The sequence below is a fragment of the Microbacterium deminutum genome, assembly GCF_039530205.1.
Lineage (GTDB): Bacteria > Actinomycetota > Actinomycetes > Actinomycetales > Microbacteriaceae > Microbacterium > Microbacterium deminutum.
Genome location: NZ_BAAAOG010000008.1, coordinates 110775 through 133328, shown reverse-complemented (window position 1 = coordinate 133328; position 22554 = coordinate 110775). Strand labels below are relative to the sequence as shown.

21 protein-coding genes and 1 pseudogene are annotated in these 22554 nt (G+C 68.8%); 11 read left to right on the top strand and 11 right to left on the bottom strand.

Going from position 1 to position 22554, the window contains the following annotated elements:
• Positions 1 to 5: 5 nt before the first annotated feature.
• Positions 6 to 779 carry an ABC transporter permease gene (locus tag ABD212_RS16200; protein ID WP_344096576.1) on the bottom strand — a complete coding sequence of 258 codons (774 nt, stop codon included), beginning with the start codon at positions 777 to 779 and terminating at the stop codon, positions 6 to 8.
• A gap of 261 nt (positions 780 to 1040) precedes the next feature.
• Here ABD212_RS16200 and ABD212_RS16195 point away from each other — a divergent pair, with 261 nt between their 5' ends.
• The 4 genes from ABD212_RS16195 to ABD212_RS16180 all read left to right on the top strand — a co-directional run bounded on the left by ABD212_RS16195 (position 1041) and on the right by ABD212_RS16180 (position 4838).
• Positions 1041 to 1706 carry a GAP family protein gene (locus tag ABD212_RS16195; RefSeq protein WP_344096573.1) on the top strand — a complete coding sequence of 222 codons (666 nt, stop codon included), beginning with the start codon at positions 1041 to 1043 and terminating at the stop codon, positions 1704 to 1706.
• Positions 1707 to 1997: 291 nt separating this feature from the next.
• A complete protein-coding gene (locus ABD212_RS16190; protein WP_344096571.1) occupies positions 1998 to 3452 on the top strand; it encodes a ferredoxin reductase family protein in 1455 nt (484 codons plus the stop codon).
• A gap of 28 nt (positions 3453 to 3480) precedes the next feature.
• Positions 3481 to 4032 carry an FMN-binding protein gene (locus ABD212_RS16185; protein WP_344096569.1) on the top strand — a complete coding sequence of 184 codons (552 nt, stop codon included), beginning with the start codon at positions 3481 to 3483 and terminating at the stop codon, positions 4030 to 4032.
• A complete protein-coding gene (locus ABD212_RS16180) occupies positions 4029 to 4838 on the top strand; it encodes an FAD:protein FMN transferase (RefSeq protein WP_344096566.1) in 810 nt (269 codons plus the stop codon). The genes ABD212_RS16185 and ABD212_RS16180 overlap by 4 nt, the downstream gene beginning before the upstream one ends.
• On the opposite strand, the gene ABD212_RS16175 is transcribed toward ABD212_RS16180, so the two are convergent.
• The gene (locus ABD212_RS16175; protein ID WP_344096564.1) at positions 4839 to 5801 is read right to left on the bottom strand and encodes an NAD(P)-dependent alcohol dehydrogenase; all 963 of its coding nucleotides are present in this window, start codon (positions 5799 to 5801) and stop codon (positions 4839 to 4841) included.
• A 61-nt stretch (positions 5802 to 5862) separates the two neighbouring features.
• Between ABD212_RS16175 and ABD212_RS16170 the strand changes: the two genes are divergently transcribed.
• Positions 5863 to 6279: a nuclear transport factor 2 family protein gene (locus ABD212_RS16170; RefSeq protein ID WP_344096562.1), complete on the top strand. Its 417-nt coding sequence runs from the start codon at positions 5863 to 5865 to the stop codon at positions 6277 to 6279.
• A 7-nt stretch (positions 6280 to 6286) separates the two neighbouring features.
• Here the strand turns inward: ABD212_RS16170 and ABD212_RS16165 are convergent, their stop codons facing one another.
• The 7 genes from ABD212_RS16165 to ABD212_RS16135 form a co-directional block, all read right to left on the bottom strand.
• A complete protein-coding gene (locus tag ABD212_RS16165) occupies positions 6287 to 9697 on the bottom strand; it encodes an error-prone DNA polymerase (protein ID WP_344096559.1) in 3411 nt (1136 codons plus the stop codon).
• Positions 9698 to 9709: 12 nt separating this feature from the next.
• Complete coding sequence (locus ABD212_RS16160) at positions 9710 to 11314, bottom strand: DNA polymerase Y family protein (protein WP_344096556.1); 1605 nt, start codon at positions 11312 to 11314, stop codon at positions 9710 to 9712.
• Between the two features lie 7 nt (positions 11315 to 11321).
• Complete coding sequence (locus tag ABD212_RS16155; RefSeq protein WP_344096553.1) at positions 11322 to 12134, bottom strand: hypothetical protein; 813 nt, start codon at positions 12132 to 12134, stop codon at positions 11322 to 11324.
• A 99-nt stretch (positions 12135 to 12233) separates the two neighbouring features.
• The gene (locus ABD212_RS16150) at positions 12234 to 12797 is read right to left on the bottom strand and encodes a cysteine hydrolase family protein (RefSeq protein ID WP_344096551.1); all 564 of its coding nucleotides are present in this window, start codon (positions 12795 to 12797) and stop codon (positions 12234 to 12236) included.
• 52 nt (positions 12798 to 12849) lie between these two features.
• Entirely contained in the window at positions 12850 to 13347 is a 498-nt protein-coding gene (locus ABD212_RS16145) for an HNH endonuclease (protein WP_344096549.1), read from the bottom strand.
• Positions 13348 to 13651: 304 nt separating this feature from the next.
• Positions 13652 to 14611: a M23 family metallopeptidase gene (locus ABD212_RS16140; RefSeq protein WP_344096547.1), complete on the bottom strand. Its 960-nt coding sequence runs from the start codon at positions 14609 to 14611 to the stop codon at positions 13652 to 13654.
• Positions 14612 to 14801: 190 nt separating this feature from the next.
• Positions 14802 to 15518 carry an iron-dependent transcriptional repressor DtxR gene (locus tag ABD212_RS16135; RefSeq protein ID WP_344096544.1) on the bottom strand — a complete coding sequence of 239 codons (717 nt, stop codon included), beginning with the start codon at positions 15516 to 15518 and terminating at the stop codon, positions 14802 to 14804.
• Between the two features lie 109 nt (positions 15519 to 15627).
• Between ABD212_RS16135 and ABD212_RS16130 the strand changes: the two genes are divergently transcribed.
• Both ABD212_RS16130 and serC read left to right on the top strand, forming a co-directional pair.
• Positions 15628 to 15978, top strand: coding sequence for a three-helix bundle dimerization domain-containing protein (locus ABD212_RS16130; RefSeq protein ID WP_344096542.1), 351 nt, complete (start codon positions 15628 to 15630; stop codon positions 15976 to 15978).
• A gap of 76 nt (positions 15979 to 16054) precedes the next feature.
• Positions 16055 to 17173 (top strand): phosphoserine transaminase, encoded by a 1119-nt coding sequence (gene serC, locus ABD212_RS16125; RefSeq protein WP_344096540.1) that lies wholly within the window; start codon positions 16055 to 16057, stop codon positions 17171 to 17173.
• Positions 17174 to 17182: 9 nt separating this feature from the next.
• Here the strand turns inward: serC and ABD212_RS16120 are convergent, their stop codons facing one another.
• Both ABD212_RS16120 and ABD212_RS16115 read right to left on the bottom strand, forming a co-directional pair.
• Positions 17183 to 17557, bottom strand: coding sequence for a TetR family transcriptional regulator C-terminal domain-containing protein (locus ABD212_RS16120; RefSeq protein WP_344096678.1), 375 nt, complete (start codon positions 17555 to 17557; stop codon positions 17183 to 17185).
• A gap of 120 nt (positions 17558 to 17677) precedes the next feature.
• Positions 17678 to 17818: pseudogene (locus ABD212_RS16115) on the bottom strand (TetR family transcriptional regulator); the annotation flags it as partial.
• Positions 17819 to 18004: 186 nt separating this feature from the next.
• On the opposite strand from ABD212_RS16115, the gene ABD212_RS16110 reads away from it, so the two are divergent.
• From ABD212_RS16110 to ABD212_RS16095, 4 genes are all read left to right on the top strand, one after another.
• Entirely contained in the window at positions 18005 to 19684 is a 1680-nt protein-coding gene (locus ABD212_RS16110; protein WP_344096538.1) for an ABC transporter substrate-binding protein, read from the top strand.
• A gap of 90 nt (positions 19685 to 19774) precedes the next feature.
• Positions 19775 to 20599: an ABC transporter ATP-binding protein gene (locus tag ABD212_RS16105; RefSeq protein ID WP_344096533.1), complete on the top strand. Its 825-nt coding sequence runs from the start codon at positions 19775 to 19777 to the stop codon at positions 20597 to 20599.
• The gene (locus tag ABD212_RS16100; RefSeq protein WP_344096531.1) at positions 20596 to 21408 is read left to right on the top strand and encodes an ABC transporter ATP-binding protein; all 813 of its coding nucleotides are present in this window, start codon (positions 20596 to 20598) and stop codon (positions 21406 to 21408) included. Before ABD212_RS16105 ends, ABD212_RS16100 begins: the two co-directional genes overlap by 4 nt.
• A gap of 119 nt (positions 21409 to 21527) precedes the next feature.
• Positions 21528 to 22553 (top strand): ABC transporter permease, encoded by a 1026-nt coding sequence (locus ABD212_RS16095; RefSeq protein WP_425561287.1) that lies wholly within the window; start codon positions 21528 to 21530, stop codon positions 22551 to 22553.
• Position 22554: the final 1 nt, after the last annotated feature.

The window sequence follows — 22554 nt, the reverse complement described above, 5'->3', positions numbered from 1 at the left end:
GGCTCTCACCCCTTGGCGGCGCGCGTCGGCGCGCCCGGGGCCGGAGGACGCGATGCGACCGCGCCGGTCATGCGCAGCAGGGTCGTCGATGTGAGCGCACCGGCGGCGATGATCCCCGCGAGCACCACGAGCTGGAATCGCCCCGCCTCGAACGGCGAGGCACCGGCGAAGATCGCACCGACGAAGGCTCCGGGCAGGACGACGATCCCGGTGGTGCGCGTCTGATCGATCGAGGGCAGCAGAGCGGTCCGGATCGAGCTGCGCGCCAGCCCCCTCGTCGACTCCCAGGGTGTGGCGCCGAGCGCGAGCCAGCCCTCGACCTCATCCCAGTGGTCGTGGACCGCGCCCTGGTAGATCCGCTGGGTCAGGATCGCGACCGTCATGGTGTTTCCGATGATGATTCCGCCGATGGCCAGGGCATACCGGGGCGTCAGCTCGATCGCCCCGCTCGCGAACGCGACCGTCATCACCGCCAGCGGCCCGAGGAGCATCGACAACGCGAGCGGTGGAACTCCGCGCCACGACGTCTGCGCTCGTCTCGCCGCCGTCCAGACGGCGGCCGTGAGCATGACCAGCAGCCCGAGCGCGACCAGCAGCGGATCCTGGATCACGCCGGTGAGCACGAGGCTCAGAGCGGTGAGCTGCAGCGCCGCCCGCGCCAGAGCTCCGACCCCGGCCCACGGCGCCGGGACCCTCATCGCGAGGAGGCAGGCTGTCGCGATGCCCGCGAGCACCACGACGGCGATGGCGGTGGTCAGCCACGGCGGCAGTGCTCCCATGGCAACCGACCCTAGATCACCGACCTGTCGACTCGGGTGTGGACGGTCAGTCCTTGACGAGGTGGTGGACGACGCTACGGTGGATGCGGCTCGCCGAAACTGCTGAACCCGGATGCCTCGCGAGACGAGTGGGCCGGTGGTCGGTCGCGTCCACCCACGCGCCAGGCCACATCGTGCAGACTGGCCTCGAAGCTTTCGCCTCGGTTCGAGCCTGGCTTCGGACTCGGATCGGGCGTCATCGTCGCGTGGGCGGAGGGGCGCGTGCAGGCAATCGGTCATGTCCTTCCGATCGCGCTGGCCGTCGCGCTCAGCTCGGTGCCGATCATGGTGACGATCTATATCCTGCTGTCGCCGAACCGATCGCGTTCCGCTCTTCCCTTCGCGATCGGCTGGGTGGTCGGCCTGTTCGCGATCGTGTCCGTGTGCGCACTGGCGGCGCAGCTCGTGCCGACTCCGCGCGGACCGCGTCGGCCCGAGACCGCTGTCGGCATCATCGAGATCCTCGTCGGCCTGGCACTGATCGTGCTGGGCATCCTGTCGTTCCGCCGCGCGCGGCGCGCCGCTGCGCCCGCGGTGCCGAAGTTCCTCGACTCGAAACGGGCGCTGGGGCCATGGAAGTCGTTCGGCCTCGCATTCATTCTGAACCTGCGGCCCAAAGGGCTGCTGTTGGCGATCGCTGCGGGGCTCACGATCCGCGGCGACACCGAGTCGCTCACCGAAGCCCTGATCGTGATCGGGATCTACACCGTCATCGCCGCCTCGACCGTGGTGGTGCCGATCATCGCGACGCTCGCGGCCCCCGCGCGCATGGAGCCGCGACTGGCGAGTGCCCGCGAGTGGCTGGTGCGCAACGGCGAGGCCATGACGGGCTTGATCGTGGTGCTGATCGGCGTGGTCATCGTCGGCATGGGCCTGGCGCGCCTGTAGACCCTCGCGTGCATCGATGATGCCCGAGACGCGCAGGCGAAGCCGTCGCCGACGCCGCTGACGAAGACCATCGCGGCGCACGCAGCGTGGTGGGCACCATGAGGATCGGAACGACCACTTCGAGCCGTTTCACCAGCGCAATGCGCGCCAGGATGTGGGCGTGGTCGGGGTGAACGCGGCTTGCGAGATCGGGCTCGGCGGCACCGGCGCTTTCCTGGAGTTTCATATGAGGGTGTCACGAACACCGGATGATGGGTGCACTCTCAAAGGAAGTCGCCGAACGATGGAGGAATGGCAACCATCTCACCTCCCCCCTCAGGCACGGGGATGCACACCCTCGGGCCGGTGATCGCCGCGGTCCCGGAACCATCGGCGGCGGGTTCGAGCTCGGCCGCGGGCCGGAAGGCCTGGCATCTTGTCGCGGCGGGGGTCATCTGGGCCACCAGCCTCGCCATCATGGCGCTCTGGGTGTCGGATGGCGGCGTCCAGGCCGTCTTCGCCCTGAATGCGGACACGCTGAACACCCTCGGGCGGCTGGCGGGCCTCGTCTCGGCGAACCTGCTGCTGTACCAGGTGCTGCTGATGGCACGCGTGCCGCTCTTCGAGCGCGGATTCGGTCGTGAGGGCATCACCCGGATGCATCGTCTCGTCGGCTTCTGGTCGTTCTGGCTGCTGATGACCCACATCGTCCTGCAGGTGACGGGTTACGCGACCCCCGCCGGGATCAACCCGTTCGTGCAGCTGTGGCAGCTCATCTGGGACTACCCGGGCATGCTGCTCGCGACCGCGGGCACGCTGCTGCTCATCATGGTCGTCATCACATCGATCCGGCGGTCGCGCCGAAGGCTGCGGTACGAGTCGTGGCACCTCCTCCACCTCTACGGGTATCTCGGCGTGGGTCTCGCCATCCCGCACATGCTGTGGACCGGAGCTGACTTCATCGCGTCACTCCTGGCGACGGTCTACTGGTGGAGCCTCTGGGCGGTGGTGGCGGCATCCGTCGTCGTCTTCCGCATCGCTCGCCCGGCATGGCGCTCCTGGCACCACGACCTGCGGGTCGTCGGAGTGGAGCGCGACGGGTCACGCGGTGTCGCAGTGCGGATGCGCGGGCGGGGGGTCCGCGAGCTGGGCGCTCTGCCCGGCCAGTTCTTCGTGTGGCGCTTCCTCGATGGCGCGGGATGGATGCGCGGACATCCGTTCTCGCTCGCGGGCGCGCCGCGCGGCGACGAACTGGTGATCTCGGCGCGGATCATCGGCGACGGGACCCATCGACTGACCACCGTCGCCCCGGGCACGCGCGTTCTGTTCGAGGGCCCGTACGGGCACCTGACCGGCGAAGCGCGGCGCGGCACCAAGCTCCTCATGCTCGGGGCCGGCGCGGGCGTCGCACCGCTCGTGGCGCTGCTCGAGTCGGAGCCCTACCCGCCCGGCGCCGCGACCCTCGTCACGCGCGACCACCGGGACGCCGATGCACTGAGGCTCGGTGCCATCGGCCGCCTGACGGCGACGCGCGGTCTGCGGCATTTCACGCTCAACGGCGGCCGCTCCCACAGCGGGTCGACCTGGCTGCCCGCGACCCACAGTGCGTGGCGGGGCGCCGACCTCGTCCGCCACCTCGCGCCCGACCTCGACGCTCACGACGTGTTCCTCTGCGGGCCGATGCCGTGGATGGAGAGCGTGCGCAAGGATCTGCACGCCGCAGGCGTCGCGGCAGAGCGCATCCACTCCGAAGCATTCACCGTCTAGGCGCGCCGCGCCGATCCCCGGAGCCCCCATGAAGAAGATCATCTACGCGATCATCGCGACGATCGGCGGCCTGATCCTGCTGTTCAGCTACCGCACCTCGCTCGGTGAGTCCGTCGTCGAGTCGACGAGCGCGAACACGACATCCGCGACCAGCTCGCCGTCTTCCGGCTCGGTCTCGTCGGGATCCGTCTCGTCCGGCTCGTCCGGCTCGTCCGTCTCGTCCGGCTCGTCCGGCTCGTCCGGCTCGTCCTCGGGAACCGCCGGCGGCGGTTCAGCCGGCGGAGCGACGACCTCCGGCCTGACGGACGGCAGCTACACGGGTCAGGCCGCCGATACCCGGTTCGGACCCGTCCAGGTGCAGATCACGGTCGCGGGCGGCAGGATCGCCGATGTCACGGTTCCGGAGTACCCCAGCGGCAACGGGCGGGATCAGCAGATCAACGCCCGGGCGCTTCCGCAGCTGGTGTCCGAGACCCTGACTGCACAGAGCGCGAGCGTGGACATGGTTACGGGAGCCACCTACACCAGCCAGGGCTATCTGCAATCGCTGCAGAGCGCGATCGATCAGGCATCCTCATGAACCGCGCCGGCGAACCGCAGCGCGCGGTCTGGGTCGATCAGGTCATGGGCACGGCCATCAGCGTCCACGTCCTGACTCGGCCCGGGGCGCCAGACCTGGGCGACGCGGTCGCGGGATGCTTCGCCGAGCTGCACGACATGGATCGCTTGTTCTCGACGTATCGCCGCAACTCGGACATCTCACGGCTGCGCAGGCGCGAGGCCGGCATTTCCGACCTCGACCCGCACATCGCCGAGGTCGTGGTCGCGTGCGACGAGTGGGAGCGGGCCACTCGGGGTCGCTTCGCGGCGAACCGGCAGGGCTGGTTCGACCCGACCGGATACGTGAAGGGCTGGTCGGTCGAGACCGCGGCGCGGCGGCACCTCGCGCCGCTCCTCGAGCGGTCCGGGGTCGTGGCGGCGGGGATCAACGCTGGCGGCGACCTTCAGCTGTTCACCGCGGATGACGCCGACTGGTGCTGGCACGTCGGCATCGCCGACCCCGCTCGCCCCGGAGAGGTCATCGCCACGCTGGGCATCACGACCGGCGCGGTCGCGACATCCGGAACCGCAGAGCGGGGTCACCACATCGTCGACCCGCGGACCGGGATGCCGGCACGTGAGGTCGTGAGCGCGACCGTCGTGGCCGACGGTCTCGCCGCCGCCGATGTCTGGGCCACGACGGCGGTGGTCGCGGGGATCGATGACCTGTCGTGGATCGCGGATGCCGCGACCCGCAGCGGAGTCGTGATCGGCGCGGCAGGCGGCATCCGCCGATGGCTGGGCACGACCGAGGTGAGCGTGCAGGCGGCCGAAACCCACCCGTGATCACGGCTGGACGATGACCTTGCCCAGCGCCCGCCCTTCGCCCAGGTACGCGAGAGCCTCGGCGGTCTGATGGAGCGCGAACGTGCGGTCGATGTGGATGTCGATCTCGCCCTGCGCGCAGCGCTGCGCAAGCGGCTCGAACTGCGCCGGTCCGCTGCGGACGACGAGGATCCCCATGCGGCGTCCTGAGACCCCCGCAATGACGGTGCCGACCGTCAGGATCCGAACGAGCGCTCGCACCCTGCCTCCCACCGCGCGGTATCTGCCGCCCGGCGCGAGCGCGCGGCGGTAGGCGAAGACCGATCGGTGGGCCACGAGATCGAGGATCAGGTCGTAGGGACCGGTCCGCGTGAAGTCCTCGGCGCGATAGTCGATCACCGCGTCGGCGCCGAGGGCGCGCATGAATGCGAGCTTGCCGGCGTTGTCGACGCCCGTGACGTGGGCCCCGGCTGCTTTCGCCAGAGGGATCGCGAACGCGCCCGACCCGCCGCCCGCGCCGTTGATCAGCATCCGCGTTCCGGCTGTGACGTCGACGGTTCCCTGCGCGGCGATCTCACCCGACTGCGGGATCGCGGACGCCTGCGCGAAGGTGAGCGCGGCGGGCTTCACCGCGAGCGCGGACTCGGACGCGATCGCGAATTGCGCGAAGCCGCCCAGACGCTGCAGATTGTCGCCGAACACCTCGTCGCCGGTCGCGAAGCGCGTGACGCCCGGGCCCACCGCGGCGACGACGCCGGCGATGTCCGATCCCAGGATCCGACGCCGCGGCCTGCGCAGCCCGCCGAAGCGGGCGTACGCGGGAGACCCGACCAGGGCCTCCCAGTCACTCAGGTTCAGCGATGTCGCGGCGACCTCGACGAGGACTTCCCGCGGGCCGGGCACCGGCACGGGCACGTCTTCGAGACGGAGCACGTCGGGAGGTCCGTACCGGTCGTACACGACCGCCTTCATCGTCGAAGCCACGTGGGCAAGCGTACGGCGAGGACGTCTTTCGCGTCCGAAGGAGCGGGACTACGTTCGTGCCATGGCCGGGATGCTCGAGCGTTTTTTGGATGCCATGAACTCCCACGATGCCGAGCGCATGGCATCGCTGTTCGCGGACGACTATGAGAGCTTCCAACCGCTGCACCCCGCGCGCGGGTTCAGCGGGCAGGCTCAAGTGCTGTCGAACTGGACGTCGGTGTTCGAAGGGGTTCCCGACTTCACCGCTGAACTGCTCGCCTCGGCGGTGGACGGCGAGGTCGAGTGGGCCGAATGGGACTGGCGCGGTCACCATACGGACGGCTCGGAGTTCGCGATGCGCGGAGTAGTGATCATGGTTACGCACGACGGCGTGGTGACCCGAATGCGCCTGTACCTGGAACCCGTCGAGATCGGCGGAGGTGACATCGACGCCGCCGTCGAGGAGCTGTACAAGCCGCCGAGTCGAGAGGCTGACTGAGGCATCCTCAGCGGAAGTCACGGGACTGATGCTGCACGCCGACCCGCAGGTCTTCGAATCGGTCGGCCAGCAGGTTGGTGACTCCCTCCATGGAGCGTTCCAGCATCCCGCGCACGATGAGCGCAGGAGAATCGCGCACGACCCGGCGATAGCGGTTCCACACCCCGACCGAGCAGATCACGTTGACGAGGCCGTGCTCGTCCTCGAGGTTCAAGAACGTGACCCCGGATGCCGTCGCCGGCCGCTGGCGGTGGGTCACGAGTCCCGCGACCTCGATGCGGCGGCCCGTCTCGTGCGAACGCAGCTCGCATGACGTGAGCACCCCCCGCGCATCGAGCCCGGAACGGTAATGCGTCATGGGATGGTCGTCGGTGGAGACCCCGGTCGCCCACAGGTCGGCGGCGAGCACCTCATAGCTCGTCGGGTCGGTGAAGAGCGGAGGCTGCACCGCGACGAGCGAGTCGGGCAGGAACTCGACACGGTCCTGCGCGGCCGAGCCGGCGAGCCAGATCGCCTCGCGCCGCGTGAGTCCCATGCTCTCGAACGCTCCGGCCGTGGCGAGCGCCTCGACCTGCACCGCCGTGATCCCGGTGCGTCGCACGAGGTCGCGCAGGTCGCGATAGGGGCCATCGGCGTCGCGCGCCGAGACGATACGCTGCGCGACCACTGCGCCGATCCCCTTCACCGCTGCAAGGCCGAGCCGCACCGCGAAGCGGCCGTCACGGCGGTGGTCGGCGGACTCGTCGGGCGCCTGCAGGTCGAACGGCGGCACCGGCGGCTGGATGCGGTGCGTGCACGAGTCCATGCCGGTGGAGTCGGTCGTTGAGCGAGCGGAGCGAGACGAAACCGGCTCGAGCACCGCCTCGACGCCCGAGGCGTGCAGGTCGGGGCGACGCACCTCTACGCCGTGGCGCCGGGCATCCGCCACGAGCGACGCGGGCGAGTAGAACCCCATCGGCTGCGCGCGCAGCAGCCCGGCGAGGAACGCGGCCGGATAGTGCAGCTTGATCCACGAACTCGCATAGACCAGCAGCGCGAACGACAGCGAGTGCGACTCGGCGAAGCCGAAGTTCGCGAACGCCTGGATCTTGGCGTAGATCGCATCCGCATCCTCGCCCACGAGGTCGTTGCGTGCCATCCCCTCGTAGAGCTTCTCGCGCAGCGACTCGATCCGCTCGACCCCGCGCTTGGAGCCCATCGCGCGGCGCAGGAGGTCGGCATCCTCGCCCGTGCACTCCCCCACCGCCATCGCCATCTGCATGAGCTGCTCCTGGAACACCGGGATGCCGAGCGTCCGCTCGAGCACGGGCTCGAGCTTGGGATGCGCGTAGGTCACCGGCTCGTAGCCGAGCTTGCGCCGCACGAACGGGTGGACCGCACCGCCCTGGATCGGACCGGGACGGATGAGGGCGATCTCGATCACGAGGTCGTAGAACCGCCGCGGCTGCAGGCGCGGCAGCAGTCCCATCTGCGCGCGTGACTCCACCTGGAAGACCCCGATCGAGTCGGCCCGGCACAGCATGTCGTAGACCGCCTGCTCCTCTTTCGGAATCGTCGCGAGCTCCCAGTCCTCGCCCGTCGCTGCGCGGACCATGTCGAAGCAGTACTGCAGGGCAGCCAGCATCCCGAGTCCCAGCAGATCGAACTTGACGAGCCCCATCCACGCGGCATCCTCTTTGTCCCACTGGATGATCGTGCGATTCTCCATTCGCGCGTGCTCGATCGGCACGACCTCGCCGACGGGCCGGTCGGTGAGCACCATTCCGCCGGAGTGGATGCCGAGATGCCGCGGCGCCTTCAGCAGCTCGGACGCGAACTCGATGACACGGTCGGGGATGTCGTGCTCCGGCCCGGTCGAGAGGGTCGCGCCCCACTGCTCGACCTGCTTCGACCAGGCATCCTGCTGACCGGGCGAGTGCCCGAGCGCCTTGGCCATGTCGCGCACGGCATTCTTCGGGCGGTACTGGATGACGTTCGCGACCTGCGCCGCCCGCTCTCGCCCGTACTGCTCATAGACCCACTGGATGATCTCTTCCCGGCGGTCGGAGTCGAAGTCCACGTCGATGTCGGGCTCCTCGTCCCGCAGCGACGACAGGAACCGCTCGAACGGCAGGTCGTACGCGATCGCGTCGACGGCTGTGATGTCGAGCAGGTAGCAGATCGCGCTGTTGGCCGCCGAACCACGGCCTTGGCACAGGATGCCGCGACGCCGCGCCTCCTGCACGATGCCGTGGACGATGAGGAAGTAGCCGGGGAAGTCCTTCAGCTCGATGACCCCGAGCTCCTTCTCGATGCGCTTGCGGTCGTCTTCGGTGAGGTCGGGGTACTTGTGCGGCACGGCCTCCCACACCAGGTGACGCAGCCACGACATCGGGGTGTGCCCCTGCGGCACCTTCTGCCTCGGCAGCGCGGGCTTCGCACGCCGGAGCGGGAAGGCGAGCTCGTCGGCGAGGGCGGCGGTGCGGGCGACGGCATCCGGATGCCGCACGAACCGCTCCGCCATCTCGGCCCCCGACCGCAGGTGTGCGCCGGCATGCGACGGCAGCCACCCGTCGAGCTCGTCGAGGCCGCGGTTCGCGCGCACGGCGGCCACCGCGGCCGCCAGCAGCTGCCGCTGCGGCACCGCGTAGTGGACGTTGTTGGTGGCGAGGAGCGGGAGACGTCGATCCCGGGCGAGCCCGGCGAGCGCCTCGTTCTCGCGGGTGTCGAGCGGGTTGCCGTGGTCGATCAGCTCGACGTGCACGGCATCCTGTCCGAACAGCCGCACGAGCAGGTCGAGCTCGCGTGCCGCGGCGTCGGGGCCCTCGGCGGCGAGAGCGCGGCGCACCGCCCCTTTGCGGCATCCCGTCAGAACGGCGAAGTGCCCGCCGCCCTGCGCGGCGAGCTCGTCGAGGTCGTAGACGGGCCTGCCCTTCTCCTGCCCCTGCAGCTGCGCGTGCGTGATGGCGCCGGCGAGCCGGTGATAGCCCTCTTCGCCGCGGGCGAGCACGAGCAGATGCGCACCGACGGGGTCGGGCTCGCCGTTCTGCGGCTTCGGAAGCTCGAGCGAGAGCTCGGCGCCGAACACGGTCTTCAGCTGCAGCGACTCGGCGGCCTCGGCGAAGCGCACGATGCCGTAGAACCCGTCGTGATCGGTGATGGCGAGGGCGTACAGGCCCAGCCGCTCCGCCTCTTCGGCCATCTCTTCGGGAGAGGATGCCCCGTCGAGGAACGAGAACGACGAGTGCGCATGCAGCTCGGCGTAGGGGATCACCTCGGTGGGCCGCTCGATCTTCGGCGCGACGTACGGGCCGCGCTTGTGCGACCACGCCGGGCTGTCGCCGCCGTCGGCACCTGCGGGCGGGCCGCCCGGCCGGCGGCGATCGCTCAGCAGCCGCTCGATCTCGGACCACGGCACGGACGGGTTGTCGAAGCCCATCAGCAAGCCCGGTCAGTCATAGCTCGCCTCCACCACCCACGAGTCGCCCTCGCACACCAGCAGCCATGCGCTGCCGTCGGCGTCGACGACCTGGAACCGATGCGCACGCCGCGCGCGCGCGGCATCCCACCCCCGCTCGACGATCGGCCACGGCCCCGCCCACGCGTCGATCGCACGCCGGCGTCCGCCCTCCGCGAGCATTGCGGGCACCGCCGACACGTTGCCCCTCTCGTCGACGTCCACAAGCTGCCCGCCGAGCGCCGTCACCTCGACCGGGATCGGCTCGGCGAACACCGTCGACGGAACCGGCTCGGGCAGACTTCCCGGCCACGGCCGGGAGCGCTCCGCCGCGAGTCCGTCCCTGCCACGTGCATCCCGGTCGCCCCATGGCACGAGCACCTGTCGCTCGGCGAGCCAGCGCCCGCCCCCGATCGCCGGCGTCACGACACCCCGATGGCCGAGCATCGCCTGCACGCGCGAGAGGGCATGGTGCACGCGCTCCTCGGGGCCGGCGCCGAAGATCGCCGGAGTGTGATGGGATGCCGCATCCACCGCCTCGGGCGAGATCCGCACGACCGCGACCCCGCTGCGGAGGGCCTCAACTTCTTCGGCCAGCTGCCACCGCACCCGGTCGACCACCGCGGAGGCATCGAACGAACCGGGATGCAGCCACACTCGGTCGCTGCGCTCGCCCCGGTCGCCGATGAGCTCGACGCGCAGCTCGGTGCACACCAGGTCGACGGCGCCGAGGCCGGCGATGAACGCGTCTGCCGCCATCCGCATGCCGAACGCGACCTGCTCCGCGAGCTCGAGCGGCGGTTCGAACGCGACCTCGCGGTGCAGCTCGGGAGGAGGCGTGCGCGGCTGAACGGGCCGCGAATCGCGCCCGGACGCGAAATCGTGGAGGCGGATGCCGCGCTCCCCGAAGCGCTCCCGAACCCGGTCGGGCGGCATCGCCGCGAACTCGCCCAGCGTCTGGACCCCGAGGCGGGCGAGCAGCCCCACGAGATCGGCCTGCCCGGCTCCGGGAGCCAGCGCCGAGCCTCCGCCGAGCGATGACGCCTCGAGCACCGCGACCGACAACGGCGCCAGGAACCCGGCTGCTCCGCCTGCCGGCACGACGAAGACCGGGTCGCTCGCGACGGTGGCTGCCTTCGCCGCCTGCTCGGCCGTGAAAGGTCCGTCGGCGACCCCGGCCCGCACCCCGTCGAGTCCGGATTCGCGCAGCACTCCGAGCAGCACCCGCGCCGCCTCGGCTTCGCCGCCGTAGTAGCGCGCCGGTCCCCGGGCGCGCAGCGCGCAGAGCCCGGGCCGCACCACCTGCACACCGGGGGCATGCCCTTCGATCCGCGTCACGACGGGGGCGAATGCGCGGTGATCGCGCGCCGCGTCCGCCGGAACGACCTTCAAGCCCGGGCAGCGAGCCTGCGCATCGCGCCGGCGCTGCCCACGGCGCACGCCTTCGGCACGGGCGGATGCCGAGCAAGCCGCGACGAGATTGTGCTCCATCACGGCTATGGGCAGCGCCGCGTCGAGCGGTGTCGCGCCGTCGCGGGTGAGCGCGGTCACCGGCCAATCCGGGAACCACAGCACGAGACTCCGCGTGGGAGACGGCATGGTCATCTCAGCCTGCCGCTCTCGCCCCGACCGGCTCGTAGCTCTGCGGCGAGAATCGCGTCGGCTCAGGACCGCCGCGCCGGGCGGTGTCGATCGGCGCGGCAGGGCGGATCGCCTGCACCGGGCCGATCGCATCCGGTGCGACCGAGAGTCCTCCGGAAGCGTCCGGAAGCAGCAGTCGCTCGCGCCGCGGTCGCGGCCAGCGGCGGCTCGACGCCGTGATCGTGACCGCTCGCCCCTCGAGATAGCCGTGACCGCGCCCGACGCCCGTCCACACCGGGTCGCCCACCTCGAGCACCGCCTCGGCCTGGGGCCATGGTCCCTGGACGAGCAGCACCGACCCCCGGTCGCGCAGCCGTGCGGCCAGGCGCGAGATCTCGGCATCCGCAGCCCGCCCGGAGGGGCGCACGGCGACCACGGGAAGCACCTCGGCGATGGTCGCGGTGACCGCTAGCCATCGGCTGCCGGGGTCGGGGATCAGGACGAGCCGTGAGAGATCGACTCCCATGCCCTCTGCCGCCTCGGCGCCGAGCCGTGGCATGCCCACCACGGCGCACCACGAACCGGCCTGCGACGGGTGGCCGAGCAGAGCGAGCAGCAGCGAGGTCGAACGCGGGAGCGAGTAGGCGGCGCCCGGACGCAGTCCTCCGCCGGGGAGCAGCGATGCCAGCGCGGGATGCACCGGAAGCACCGGCGCATCGAGCTTTCGCCCCTGCACCCGCTCGAGCTGGGTGCGCAGCCGCAGGATCTCGTCGGCCTGTTCAGGCTCGTCGACCGGCTCTTGGGCGTGCGATGTCGTGAGCTGCACGATCGCCCTCATTCCCACAGGCTAGAACGGATGTTCTAGCACGTCAACCGCAGGAGATGAGGATACCGCAGGGTTCCGACAGTTATGTTCGACAGTTCCGGATGCCGCAGATCATGCGCCGGTCAGCTCCGAGGTCGTCGCGATGCGGGCGAATCCCCCGCCCTGCAGGTCGAGCGCGGTCGTCGCCATGAGCTCGGACGCCGTGCGTGTGACGACGCCGAGGCCCGCGACATCCGCCCGCAGATCGAACGTGCGCGTCGCATCCAGTGCCACCGTGACGTCGTAGCCGAGGTTGCCCGCCATCCGTGCGGTCGTCTCGACGCACATGTTGGTCTGGATGCCGCACACCACCAGCTCGGAGATCCCTCCCGCCGAGAGCCACACGTGCAGGTCGTGGTCGCCGTAGAAGGCGGAGTTCACGTTCTTCGTCACGAACAGGTCGGGTTGCACCGCCGCCACCGAGTCGACCAGCGCGTTGCCCGGGTTGCCCGGATGCAGCGGCGATCCTGGCGAGACGGAGTCATGGCGCACCACGATGATCGGGTCGCCCGAGGCCATCCAGGCCGCGGTCAGCACAGCCACGTTCGCCTCGCACTCCGGGTTCGCCGTCGGGCCCCAGAACTCCAGGTCGTCGAAGCCGCGCTGCATGTCGATCACGATGAGGGCTCGGGTCATGAGCCCATCCCATCACGCGATGTGCACGAGAGGCGCCGAATGCCTGTCCGGCCTACGCCGCGAGGGCGAGGTAGGGCTCCCAGCGCGGGTCGGTGCGGTCCGTGCCGCGCACGGTCCACTGCACGCCGCGGGGTGGCCGCGGAACGATCCGCAGATTCCAGTTCATCTCCTGCGGAGTGCGGTCGCCTTTGACGTTGTTGCAGCGCAGGCAGCAGGCGACCAGGTTCTCCCACGAGTCGGCCCCACCGCGCGACCTGGGAAGGATGTGGTCGATCGTCGACGCCGACTTGTCGCAGTAGGCGCACCGATGCGCGTCGCGCCGCAGCACCCCTCGCCGGGTGACGGGGATGTGGCGTCCTCCGGGCACCCGGACGTACCGGGTCAGGAGGATGACCGCGGGACGCTCATACGCGCGCCTGGTGCCCCAGACGGGATCGCCGTCGGTGTGCTCCACGATGACGGCTTTCTCGTTCATCACAAGCACGAGAGCCCGCTTGAAGGAGACCACGGCGAGCGGCTCGTAACCTGCATTCAGCACCAGAGTGCGCATTCCTCATCCTCTCGAACGGCCGGGACGGCTTCCCGGTGATTCGACTCACTCGACGAGGAGATGGGCTCATTGGCACGAAAAAAGGCGCTGTCTCACAGACAGCGCCTTGACGCCACGGCAATGCCGCGGCATCCGATCGTGTGATGCCGAAGGACAAGGCGCCCGAGCGCATCCATGGTGCGGATGCGTGGTGTGATGCCCATCGGCTCCCCTTCGCTTCTCTCAGCGTCGGCTTTCAGGCTAACGTACGCCGCAGACACGAGGGCCGCACGCCCGGGTGAACGAGGGGTGGCGTGTCGGGGAACTATCCGGCGTTGGTCGTCAGCCAGATCCACGGATCGACGACCTGACCGTTGATGTGCACCTCGAAGTGCAGGTGGTTGGCGGTTGATCTGCCGGTGCTGCCGACGCGCCCGATCATCTGGCCCGCCACCACCGTCTGACCGGACTGCACCATTCGGGTGCCGTAGGTCATGTGGCCGTAGAGCGTGGACACGTTCTGGCCGTTGATGACGTGGTCGATCGAGATGCAGACGCCGTAGCCCCCGAAGCTCTCCTGCGAGACGCGGACGACACCGGCGGCCGCGGCGTAGATCGGAGTGCCTGCCGGAGCGAGCAGATCCTGCCCCTGGTGGTATCCGGAGTCCCACAGGCCACGGCCCTTGATGAAGGTCAGCAGGGGCCACCGCACCTGCCCGCTGCCGGGTGCGACCATGACGTAGTTGCCGGAGAACGTCGACGATGCGGTGCTGGCGGTCTGACGTGCACGGGCGGCTGCTGCTGCGGCCGCGGCTGCGGCCGCGGCCTCCCTGGCCTTCTTGGCCTTCTTGGCGTCGATCTCGGCCTGGGTCGTGGCAGAGTAGCTCTCGCGTGTGATCTGCGACGCACTGGCGTCGGAGGCCACCACGAGCGTCTGCGCGTTGTCGGCGGCGACCTGCTGCAGCGTCTTCGAATCGTCGAGTGTGCCGGTCGCGGCAAAGGCGGGGATCGCCATGGTGGCGACGAGTCCGCCGACCATCGTGAGGATGACGAGGCTGCGGACGGGCTTGGCCATGCGCTTCTTCGCCTTGACGGGACGCGTCACCGCGGAGCGCTGCGAAGTGGCACGGACGGCGGTGGATGCTCGTCCGACTCTGGTCCGCACGCGCGACCGAGGAGTGAGACTCGTCGCGTCGTTCTCGGGGGCGTCGTGCGCGGGCGGGTCGATCGCTTCAGCCAATATGTCCTCCGGCGCCTCTGCGCCGGGGCGCTGGCTCGTCGGCATTCGGTGTCGGGGCACGATATGCGGGTTTCACCAGGCGAACGACGAGCCGAGGAGGCAATCCGCGCGGGGTCCGATTGGCGGGCTTCTCGCCTAGTGGACTTTTCGAGGCTACCTGAACATAACGAATCTGTCACGTTGGTCGCCTGGCAGAACTCTGTGCATGCCGCGTAGCCGGCATCCGGATCGAGACTCAGGAAGGAAGTGCAGCGACCCGGTCGTCGACCAGGAAGATGTGCGATGCGACCTCGACGGGCAATTCGAGGCCCTCGTCGCTGCCGTGCATCTCGACCAGGACGTACCCCTCGCTGAAGCTGTAGTCGCCCGTCGCGCCGGGAAGCACGCCCGCTCCCTTGAGCTGCTGGAGCAGCTCGGGGTCGACCTGGGCGGGCTCCGCCAGTCGTCGCACGGTCCCGGTGATGGGCGTGCCGGCGTCGTTGAGCCGGCGGACGAGTCCGACGACGCCCTTGTCGAAGCCGCCCGCAGGCACATCGCCCAGCTGGTCGAGGCCGGGGATCGGGTTGCCGTACGGAGATTCGGTGGGATGCCCCAGCAGCTCCACGAGCCTTCGCTCGACCTGCTCGCTCATGACGTGCTCCCAGCGGCACGCCTCTTCGTGCACGTAGGCCCAGTCCAGGCCGATGACGTCCGACAGCAGCCGCTCGGCGAGGCGGTGCTTGCGCATGACGTCGATCGCCTTCTGGCGGCCCGCGTTCGTCAGCTCGAGGGAGCGGTCCTCGGTGACGATGACGAGGCCGTCGCGCTCCATGCGGCCGATCGTCTGCGACACGGTAGGTCCGGAGTGGCCGAGACGCTCCGAAATCCGCGCGCGGAGGGGCACGATGTTCTCCTCTTCGAGTTCGAGGATCGTGCGCAGGTACATCTCGGTCGTGTCGATGAGATCGGTCATTCGCGGCGTCCTCGGGGTGTTGAAGGGGGTGAGGCAAGCCTATCCAGTCATGCGGACGTCGAGGCCCGGAGCCCTTGCCTGCACTCGTCCGCGCGTTCACAATTCACCTATGACCGACCAAACACCCGGTGCCGGCGGCAGGGATGAACAGCACGAGATCGACGAGGTGATCGAGCGACTCGCCGGACGGTTCCCGACCATCGAGCACGCCCACGTCGAGGAGATCGTGCGCGAGGAGGCGCACAAGCTCGACGGAGGGCGCGTGCGCGACTTCGTACCGGTGCTCGTCGAGCACGCTTCACACGAGCGGCTGCGCCTCGAGGCCGAGCCGGCGCCGCTGGATGTCGCGGCCGAGCAGCAGCGTCTGGTGCCGACGGACGAGCCCCAGGAGCTCGACCCGATGGAGGTCGACCGGCGGTCGCAGCACACCGGCCTGCTCTACGGCGACCTTGATCAATGACGCGAACCCCGCGTCCGCGCTGACACCGCGGGTCACGGAGCCGGGGCCGGGTGCGGCCGATCCCTAGAATCGAGCCATGCCCCACGTCGAGCTCCCCCGTGACATCCTGCCCTCCGACGGACGCTTCGGATGCGGCCCGGCGAAGATCCGGACGGAGCACATCGAGGCGCTCGCCGGCCCGGGGTCCGTGATCCTCGGCACCTCGCATCGCCAGCGGCCCGTGAAGGACCTCGTCGGTCGCGTTCGCGCGCGGATGACGGATCTCTTCCGGGCCCCCGCCGGATACGAGGTCATCCTCGGCAACGGCGGCTCAACGGCCTTCTGGGATGCTGCGGCGTTCGGCCTCATCGAGACGCGCAGCCAGCACCTGGTCTTCGGCGAGTTCGGCGGAAAGTTCGCGGCTGCGGCCAAAACGCCCTGGCTGCAGCCGCCGGACGTGCGCGAAGTCGCCGGGGGCATGCGCACGGCGCCGGAGCCCGTCGAAGGCATCGACGTCTACGCGTGGCCGCACAACGAGACCTCGACCGGCGTCTCGGCACCGGTGACACGCGTGGACGGGGATGCCGGGGCACTCACCGTCATCGATGCGACCAGCGCCGCCGGCGGCATCGACTTCTCGATCCACGAGGCGGACGTCTACTACTTCGCGCCGCAGAAGAACCTCGGCTCGGACGGCGGTCTGTGGTTCGCGCTGGTCTCGCCCGCCGCGGTGGAGCGGATCGAGCGGATCGCGGCATCCGGTCGATACATCCCCGAGTTCCTCAGCCTCAAGAACGCGCTCGACAACTCGCGTCTGAACCAGACCCTCAACACCCCCGCACTGGCGACGCTGTTCCTCCTCAACGAGCAGCTGGCGTGGATCAGCCGCAACGGCGGGCTGCAGTGGGCCGACGCCCGCACCCGCGAGTCGTCGCGCGCGCTGTACGCGTGGGCCGACGCGACCGAGTTCGCGACGCCCTTCGTGGCGGACCCCGCCGATCGCTCGCAGGTCGTGGTGACGATCGATTTCGAGGAGTCGGTGGATGCCGCAGCCGTCGCCGCGAGCCTTCGGGCGAACGGGATCGTCGACACCGAGCCCTACCGCAAGCTCGGCCGCAACCAGCTGCGCGTGGCGACGTTCGTCTCGATCGACCCCGAGGACGTGCGCCAGCTGATCCGCTGCATCGACTACACGGTGGAGCGGATCACCGTGTGAACGAGCCGATCACGCACTGACATCTGACGGCTGCGGGCTGAGCACTGCGGCCACCAGGGCCTCGATGGCGAACTGCGACGCCCGAGCGAGCTCTACCCGGTCGGGGTCGAGCAGCCACTGCACCTGGAGCCCGTCCATCACGGCAAGGATGCCGGCCGCAGCGTGGTCTACCGTGTCCGGTGCGTCGACGCCGCGCTCCGCGCACACCGCGCGGAACGCCTGGTCGACCTCGGAGCGCAACGTGCGGTACCGCGTCTGGAAGAAATCGCGACCGGGGTGATCGTCGGTGACCGACTCGGCCGACAGCACGGTGTACGCCTGCACGATGCCGGGCCGCTCCTCGTTGCGGAAGGCCGTCTTCACGAGGTGGCGGAACAGATCCATCCCATCCGGGATGTGCTGCCCTTCGAGCCCCGCGACATCAGTTTCATCACGATGTCGCAGAACCGCGAGCAGGAGCTGATCCTTCGACCCGAAATGATGCAGAATTCCTGCGTGGGTCATCCCGACCTGATCGGCTATGTCGCCGAGTGTCCCCCCGGCGTAACCCTTGCTGCCGAAGATCTCGACGGCAGCGTCGAGGATCTCGCGTCGGCGGACAACGGTCTCGGGGCGATTACGCGGCTGGCGCCTCTCGACATGCATTCGGGCAGCCCCTCCGTTGCTCGTTATCGAAACGTAGTCTATTCGCAGTTTGTGATGAGACTTACTGACAAGTAAGTTACTTCACGTCGACCTCGATGCCGAGGCCATCGCTGATACGGACGACCCAATCGGCGCGAGGGCGACATGCACCGCTCCGTTCCTGGAGTCCACCGACAAGGAGAAACAATGAGGTTCAAGAACCATTTGATCGCGGGCGCCGCAGTTCTCGCGCTCGGCTCGCTCGCGCTCACCGGTTGCGGCTCGGGCGGTTCGCCCACAGCGAGCGCCGGGGCCAGCACCGGCTCGCTCACGGTCGCGAAGCCGGACGGCTCGGCCATTCTGGCCACGCAGATCAACAACCCGTTCATCAGCACCGGCTCGGGCATGTCCCTCGGGTACGACCGCATGATCTACGAACCGCTCGCCATGGTCAACCCCGTTGGCAAGAACGAGACGACCCCGTGGCTGGCATCGAAGGTGGAGTGGAACAGCGACTACACCCAACTCACGGTCACGCCCCGCGACGGCGTCAAGTGGAGCGACGGCAAGCCGTTCACCGCTGACGACATCGTGTTCACATTCAACATGATCAAGAACACCCCCGCTCTCGACCTGGCCGGGCTGAAGCTCGCCGACATCAAGAAGGACGGCGGCAACGTCGTGCTCTCCTTCACCGAGTCGAAGTTCGTCAAGCAGGGAGACGTGCTGCAGACGAGCATCGTTCCCGAGCACCTGTGGAAGAGCGTCTCCGACCCGTCGAAGGATCCGATCAAGGACGGCGTCGGCACCGGGCCCTTCACGATCAAGAGCTTCTCCTCGCAGGGTGTCGTGCTCAAGGCCCGCTCCGACTACTGGGGCGGGAAGGTTCCGGTCGGCGAGCTGAAGTACCTCGAGTACAACGACAACACCGGCCTGCTGCGGGCGCTGCAGACCGGCGAGACCGACTGGGCGCAGATCTTCATCACCGACTACAAGACGAACTACGTCGACAAGGACCCGAAGCACAACGTCTTCTGGGGCGCCAATGTGCTGAGCCCCGACATGATCCTCGTGAACACCACGAAGGCTCCGTTCAACGATGTCGCTTTCCGCAAGGCCGTGAACATGGTCGTCGACCGCAAGGCGCACGCCGAGAAGGCCCGGAGCAACGCGGGCCCCGAACTGACGAGCGTCACGGGCATCCCGCAGCCGACGGGCGACCAGTACATCGCTCCCGACTACCAGGACCAGACCTTCTCGATCGACGTCGAGGGTGCCAAGAAGGTGCTCACCGACGCCGGATACACCTGGAAGGACGGCGCCCTGATCGACCCGTCCGGCAAGGCGGTGTCCTTCACGCTGCAGGATCCGCAGGGATGGAACGACTACGTCACCGGCATCCAGCTGGTTGCAACGCAGATCAAGACCACTCTCGGCGCCGACGCGAAGGTCGCTACGCCGGATGCCAACACGTGGTTCGACAACATGGCGACGGGCAACTTCGACGCCGCGCTGCACTGGTCGGGCTCCGGCTCCAACCCGTGGCACATCTATGACGACGTGATGAACGGCGCCTACCTCGAGCAGGCCTCGGGCGGCAAGGTCTCCGACAACTTCGGACGTTACAACAACCCGGACGCGAACGCGCTGCTGAAGCAGTACGCGACCGCATCGGACGAGGCGAGCCGAACGGACGCCCTCAACAAGATCCAGAAGATCTTCGTGGACGACGTTCCGGCCATCCCGATCGGCACCCACCCCCAGCTGGCCGAGTACAACACCCGGACCTTCACCGGGTGGCCGAGCGAGGACGACCAGTATGCGACTGCCGACCCGACGCAGCCGTCGGCCGTCCAGGTGCTGATGAAGCTGCAGCCCGCCAAGTAGGCAGCCAGCGCGCCTGGGGTGGATGTGGGTCTGATCACCCCGTCCACCCCAGGCACTGTGCTGTGAGCCGGAAAGCGTAGCGTTTCCCTCATGACAGATTCCCTCCTCTCCATACGCGACTTCTCGGTCGTGTACGACGTGGATCCGCCCGTCGCGGCGGTCAAGAACGTCACCCTCGACATCAAGCGCGGCGAGATCGTCGGACTTGCCGGCGAGAGCGGCAGCGGCAAGACGACGCTGGCCTATGGCGTGCAGCGGCTGCTCAAGCCGCCGGCGGTGATCACCAGCGGCAGCGTCATGTTCCACGATGCGTCGGGCGAGGACATCGACCTGCACGCGCTCGACGCCGAGGAGATGCGCCGATTCCGCTGGGACAAGATCTCGATGGTGTTTCAGGGGGCGATGAACGCTCTCAACCCCGTGAGCACGATCGGCTCGCAGCTGGACGACGTGTTCCTCGTCCACCGTCCCGAGATGAACCGCGCGGAGCGTCGTGCCGCCGTCATCGAGCTCCTCGAAATCGTGAAGGTGGGGGGTGCGCGGATGCGCTCGTATCCCCACGAGCTGTCCGGCGGCATGCGGCAGCGGGTCATGATCGCCATGGCGCTCGCGCTGCGCCCGCAGTTGATGGTGATGGACGAGCCGACGACCGCACTGGACGTGCTCGTGCAGCGCGAGATCCTCAGGCAGATCTCCGACCTGCGTCACGAGTTCGGATTCTCCGTGGTCTTCATCACCCACGACCTGCCGATGCTGCTGGAGATCAGCGACCGCATCGCCATCATGCGCGACGGCGAGATCGTCGAGCTCGGTCCCGCCGAGCGGATCTGGACCGCCCCCAAGCACGAGTACACGCGCAGCCTCCTGCGCTCCTTCCCACGTCTCACCGGCGAGAAGGGAGTGGTCGTGCGATGACTACTCTCGAGTTCAAGAACGTCACGAAGATCTACAACGTCCGCGGTTCCGGCCAGATCAAGGCGCTTGACGACGTGAGCTTCACCCTTCGGTCTCAGCAGACCATCGGGCTCGTCGGCCAGTCGGGCAGCGGCAAGTCGACGATCGCCAAGATCCTCACGCAGCTGGAGACTCCGACTCAGGGCGAGGTGCTGCTGGACGGCGTCGCGATCCCGCGTCGGGGCAAGGGGCTGCGCGCATACCGTCAGCAGCTGCGCATGGTCTTCCAGGATCCGTTCGCGTCTCTGAACCCGTATCACTCGATCCGCCACCACATCGAGCGCCCGCTGAGACTGGACAAGGTCGTCCCACGGCGGGAGATCGACGACGAAGTGCGCCGCTTGCTCGAGCGGGTGCGCCTGGACCCGGATGTCGTGATGGAGCGTCGTCCCCACGAGCTGTCCGGCGGCCAGCGCCAGCGCGTCGCGATCGCGCGCGCCCTGGCATCCCGCCCCGCGCTGCTGGTGGCGGACGAGCCGGTGTCGATGCTCGATGTGTCGATCCGCCTCGGAGTGCTGAACCTGCTCGCCGACCTGCAGCGCGAAGAGGGCCTCGGCGTGCTCTACATCACCCATGACCTCGCAACTGCCCGGCACTTCAGCGACGAGATCATGGTGCTCAACCAGGGCGTCGTCGTCGAGCGCGGGCCGGCGGACGATGTCATCCTCCGTCCGCAGCACCCGTACACCCGCGACCTGCGCGCCGCTTCGCCCGATCCGGAGGAGTTCTTCCCCGTCTGGTCGGCACCCACTTCTGGAGGTGTGAGATGAGCGCCGACATGTCGACGGCCACGGGTCACGATCCCGCGTCATCGCAAGAGGAACCCCCCCTCACGTTCCCCATCGACACCGCACCCGCTGATGGGGTGATGGACCCCACGCTCGTCGGAATGACGGCGATCAAGTCGCGGCGGGGCGGCATCCGAGTGCCCTGGCGATTCATGGGCGGCCGCGTCGTCTTCTACGCCTTCACCGCATGGGCGGCGATCACCATCAACTTCTTCATCCCGCGGCTGATGAAGGGGGATGCCGTCGACTCCTACATGGCGCGCGCGCAGGGCCAGCTGACGCCGGCCGCCGAGAAGGCGCTGCGGATCATGTTCGGCCTGGACAAGTCGACGTCGCTGTGGGATCAGTACGTCAACTACTGGGGGATGCTGCTGCATGGCGATCTCGGCCTCTCGATCTCGAGCGGCATGGCCCCCGTGCGCGATGTGATCGCCGCGTCGCTGCCATGGACACTCGGCCTGGTCGGCTTCGCGACGATCGTCTCGTTCCTCGTCGGAACGGTTGTCGGCGCGGTGGTCGGCTGGAGGCGCGGCGGCCGACTCGACGTGCTCGTCCCGGTCACGACTTTCTTGGGAACAGTTCCGTACTTCTGGCTCGGACTGATCTTCATCGCGATCTTCTCCACGCTGCTGGGGTGGTTTCCCGCAGGCCATGCGTACGAGGTCGGTGTGGAACCTGGCTGGAACGGGGAGTTCGTCTCGCAGGTGGTCTCGCATGGGTCCCTGCCTGCGATCACGATCGTGATCGCCTCGATCGGCGGCTGGCTGCTGGGCATGCGCAACATGATGCTCACAGTGCTCGACGAGGACTACATCACCGTGGCGCAGGCCAAGGGCATGCCGAACCGGCGAGTGCTCTGGCGCTACGCCGCGCGCAATGCTGTGCTGCCGCAGATTCAGAGCTTCGCGCTCGCGATCGGCTTCATCGTCGGCGGCACGATCGTGATGGAGATGGTGTTCTCGTATCCCGGCATCGGCCTGCTGCTGTTGAGCGCGACCAACGCGAAAGACTATGCGCTGATGCAGGGCATCTTCCTGGTCCTGGTCATGGCCGTGCTGATCGCCAACATCGTGGCGGACATCGCTTACGCCATCCTCGATCCACGCGTTCGCGCGACGGAGGCCTGAA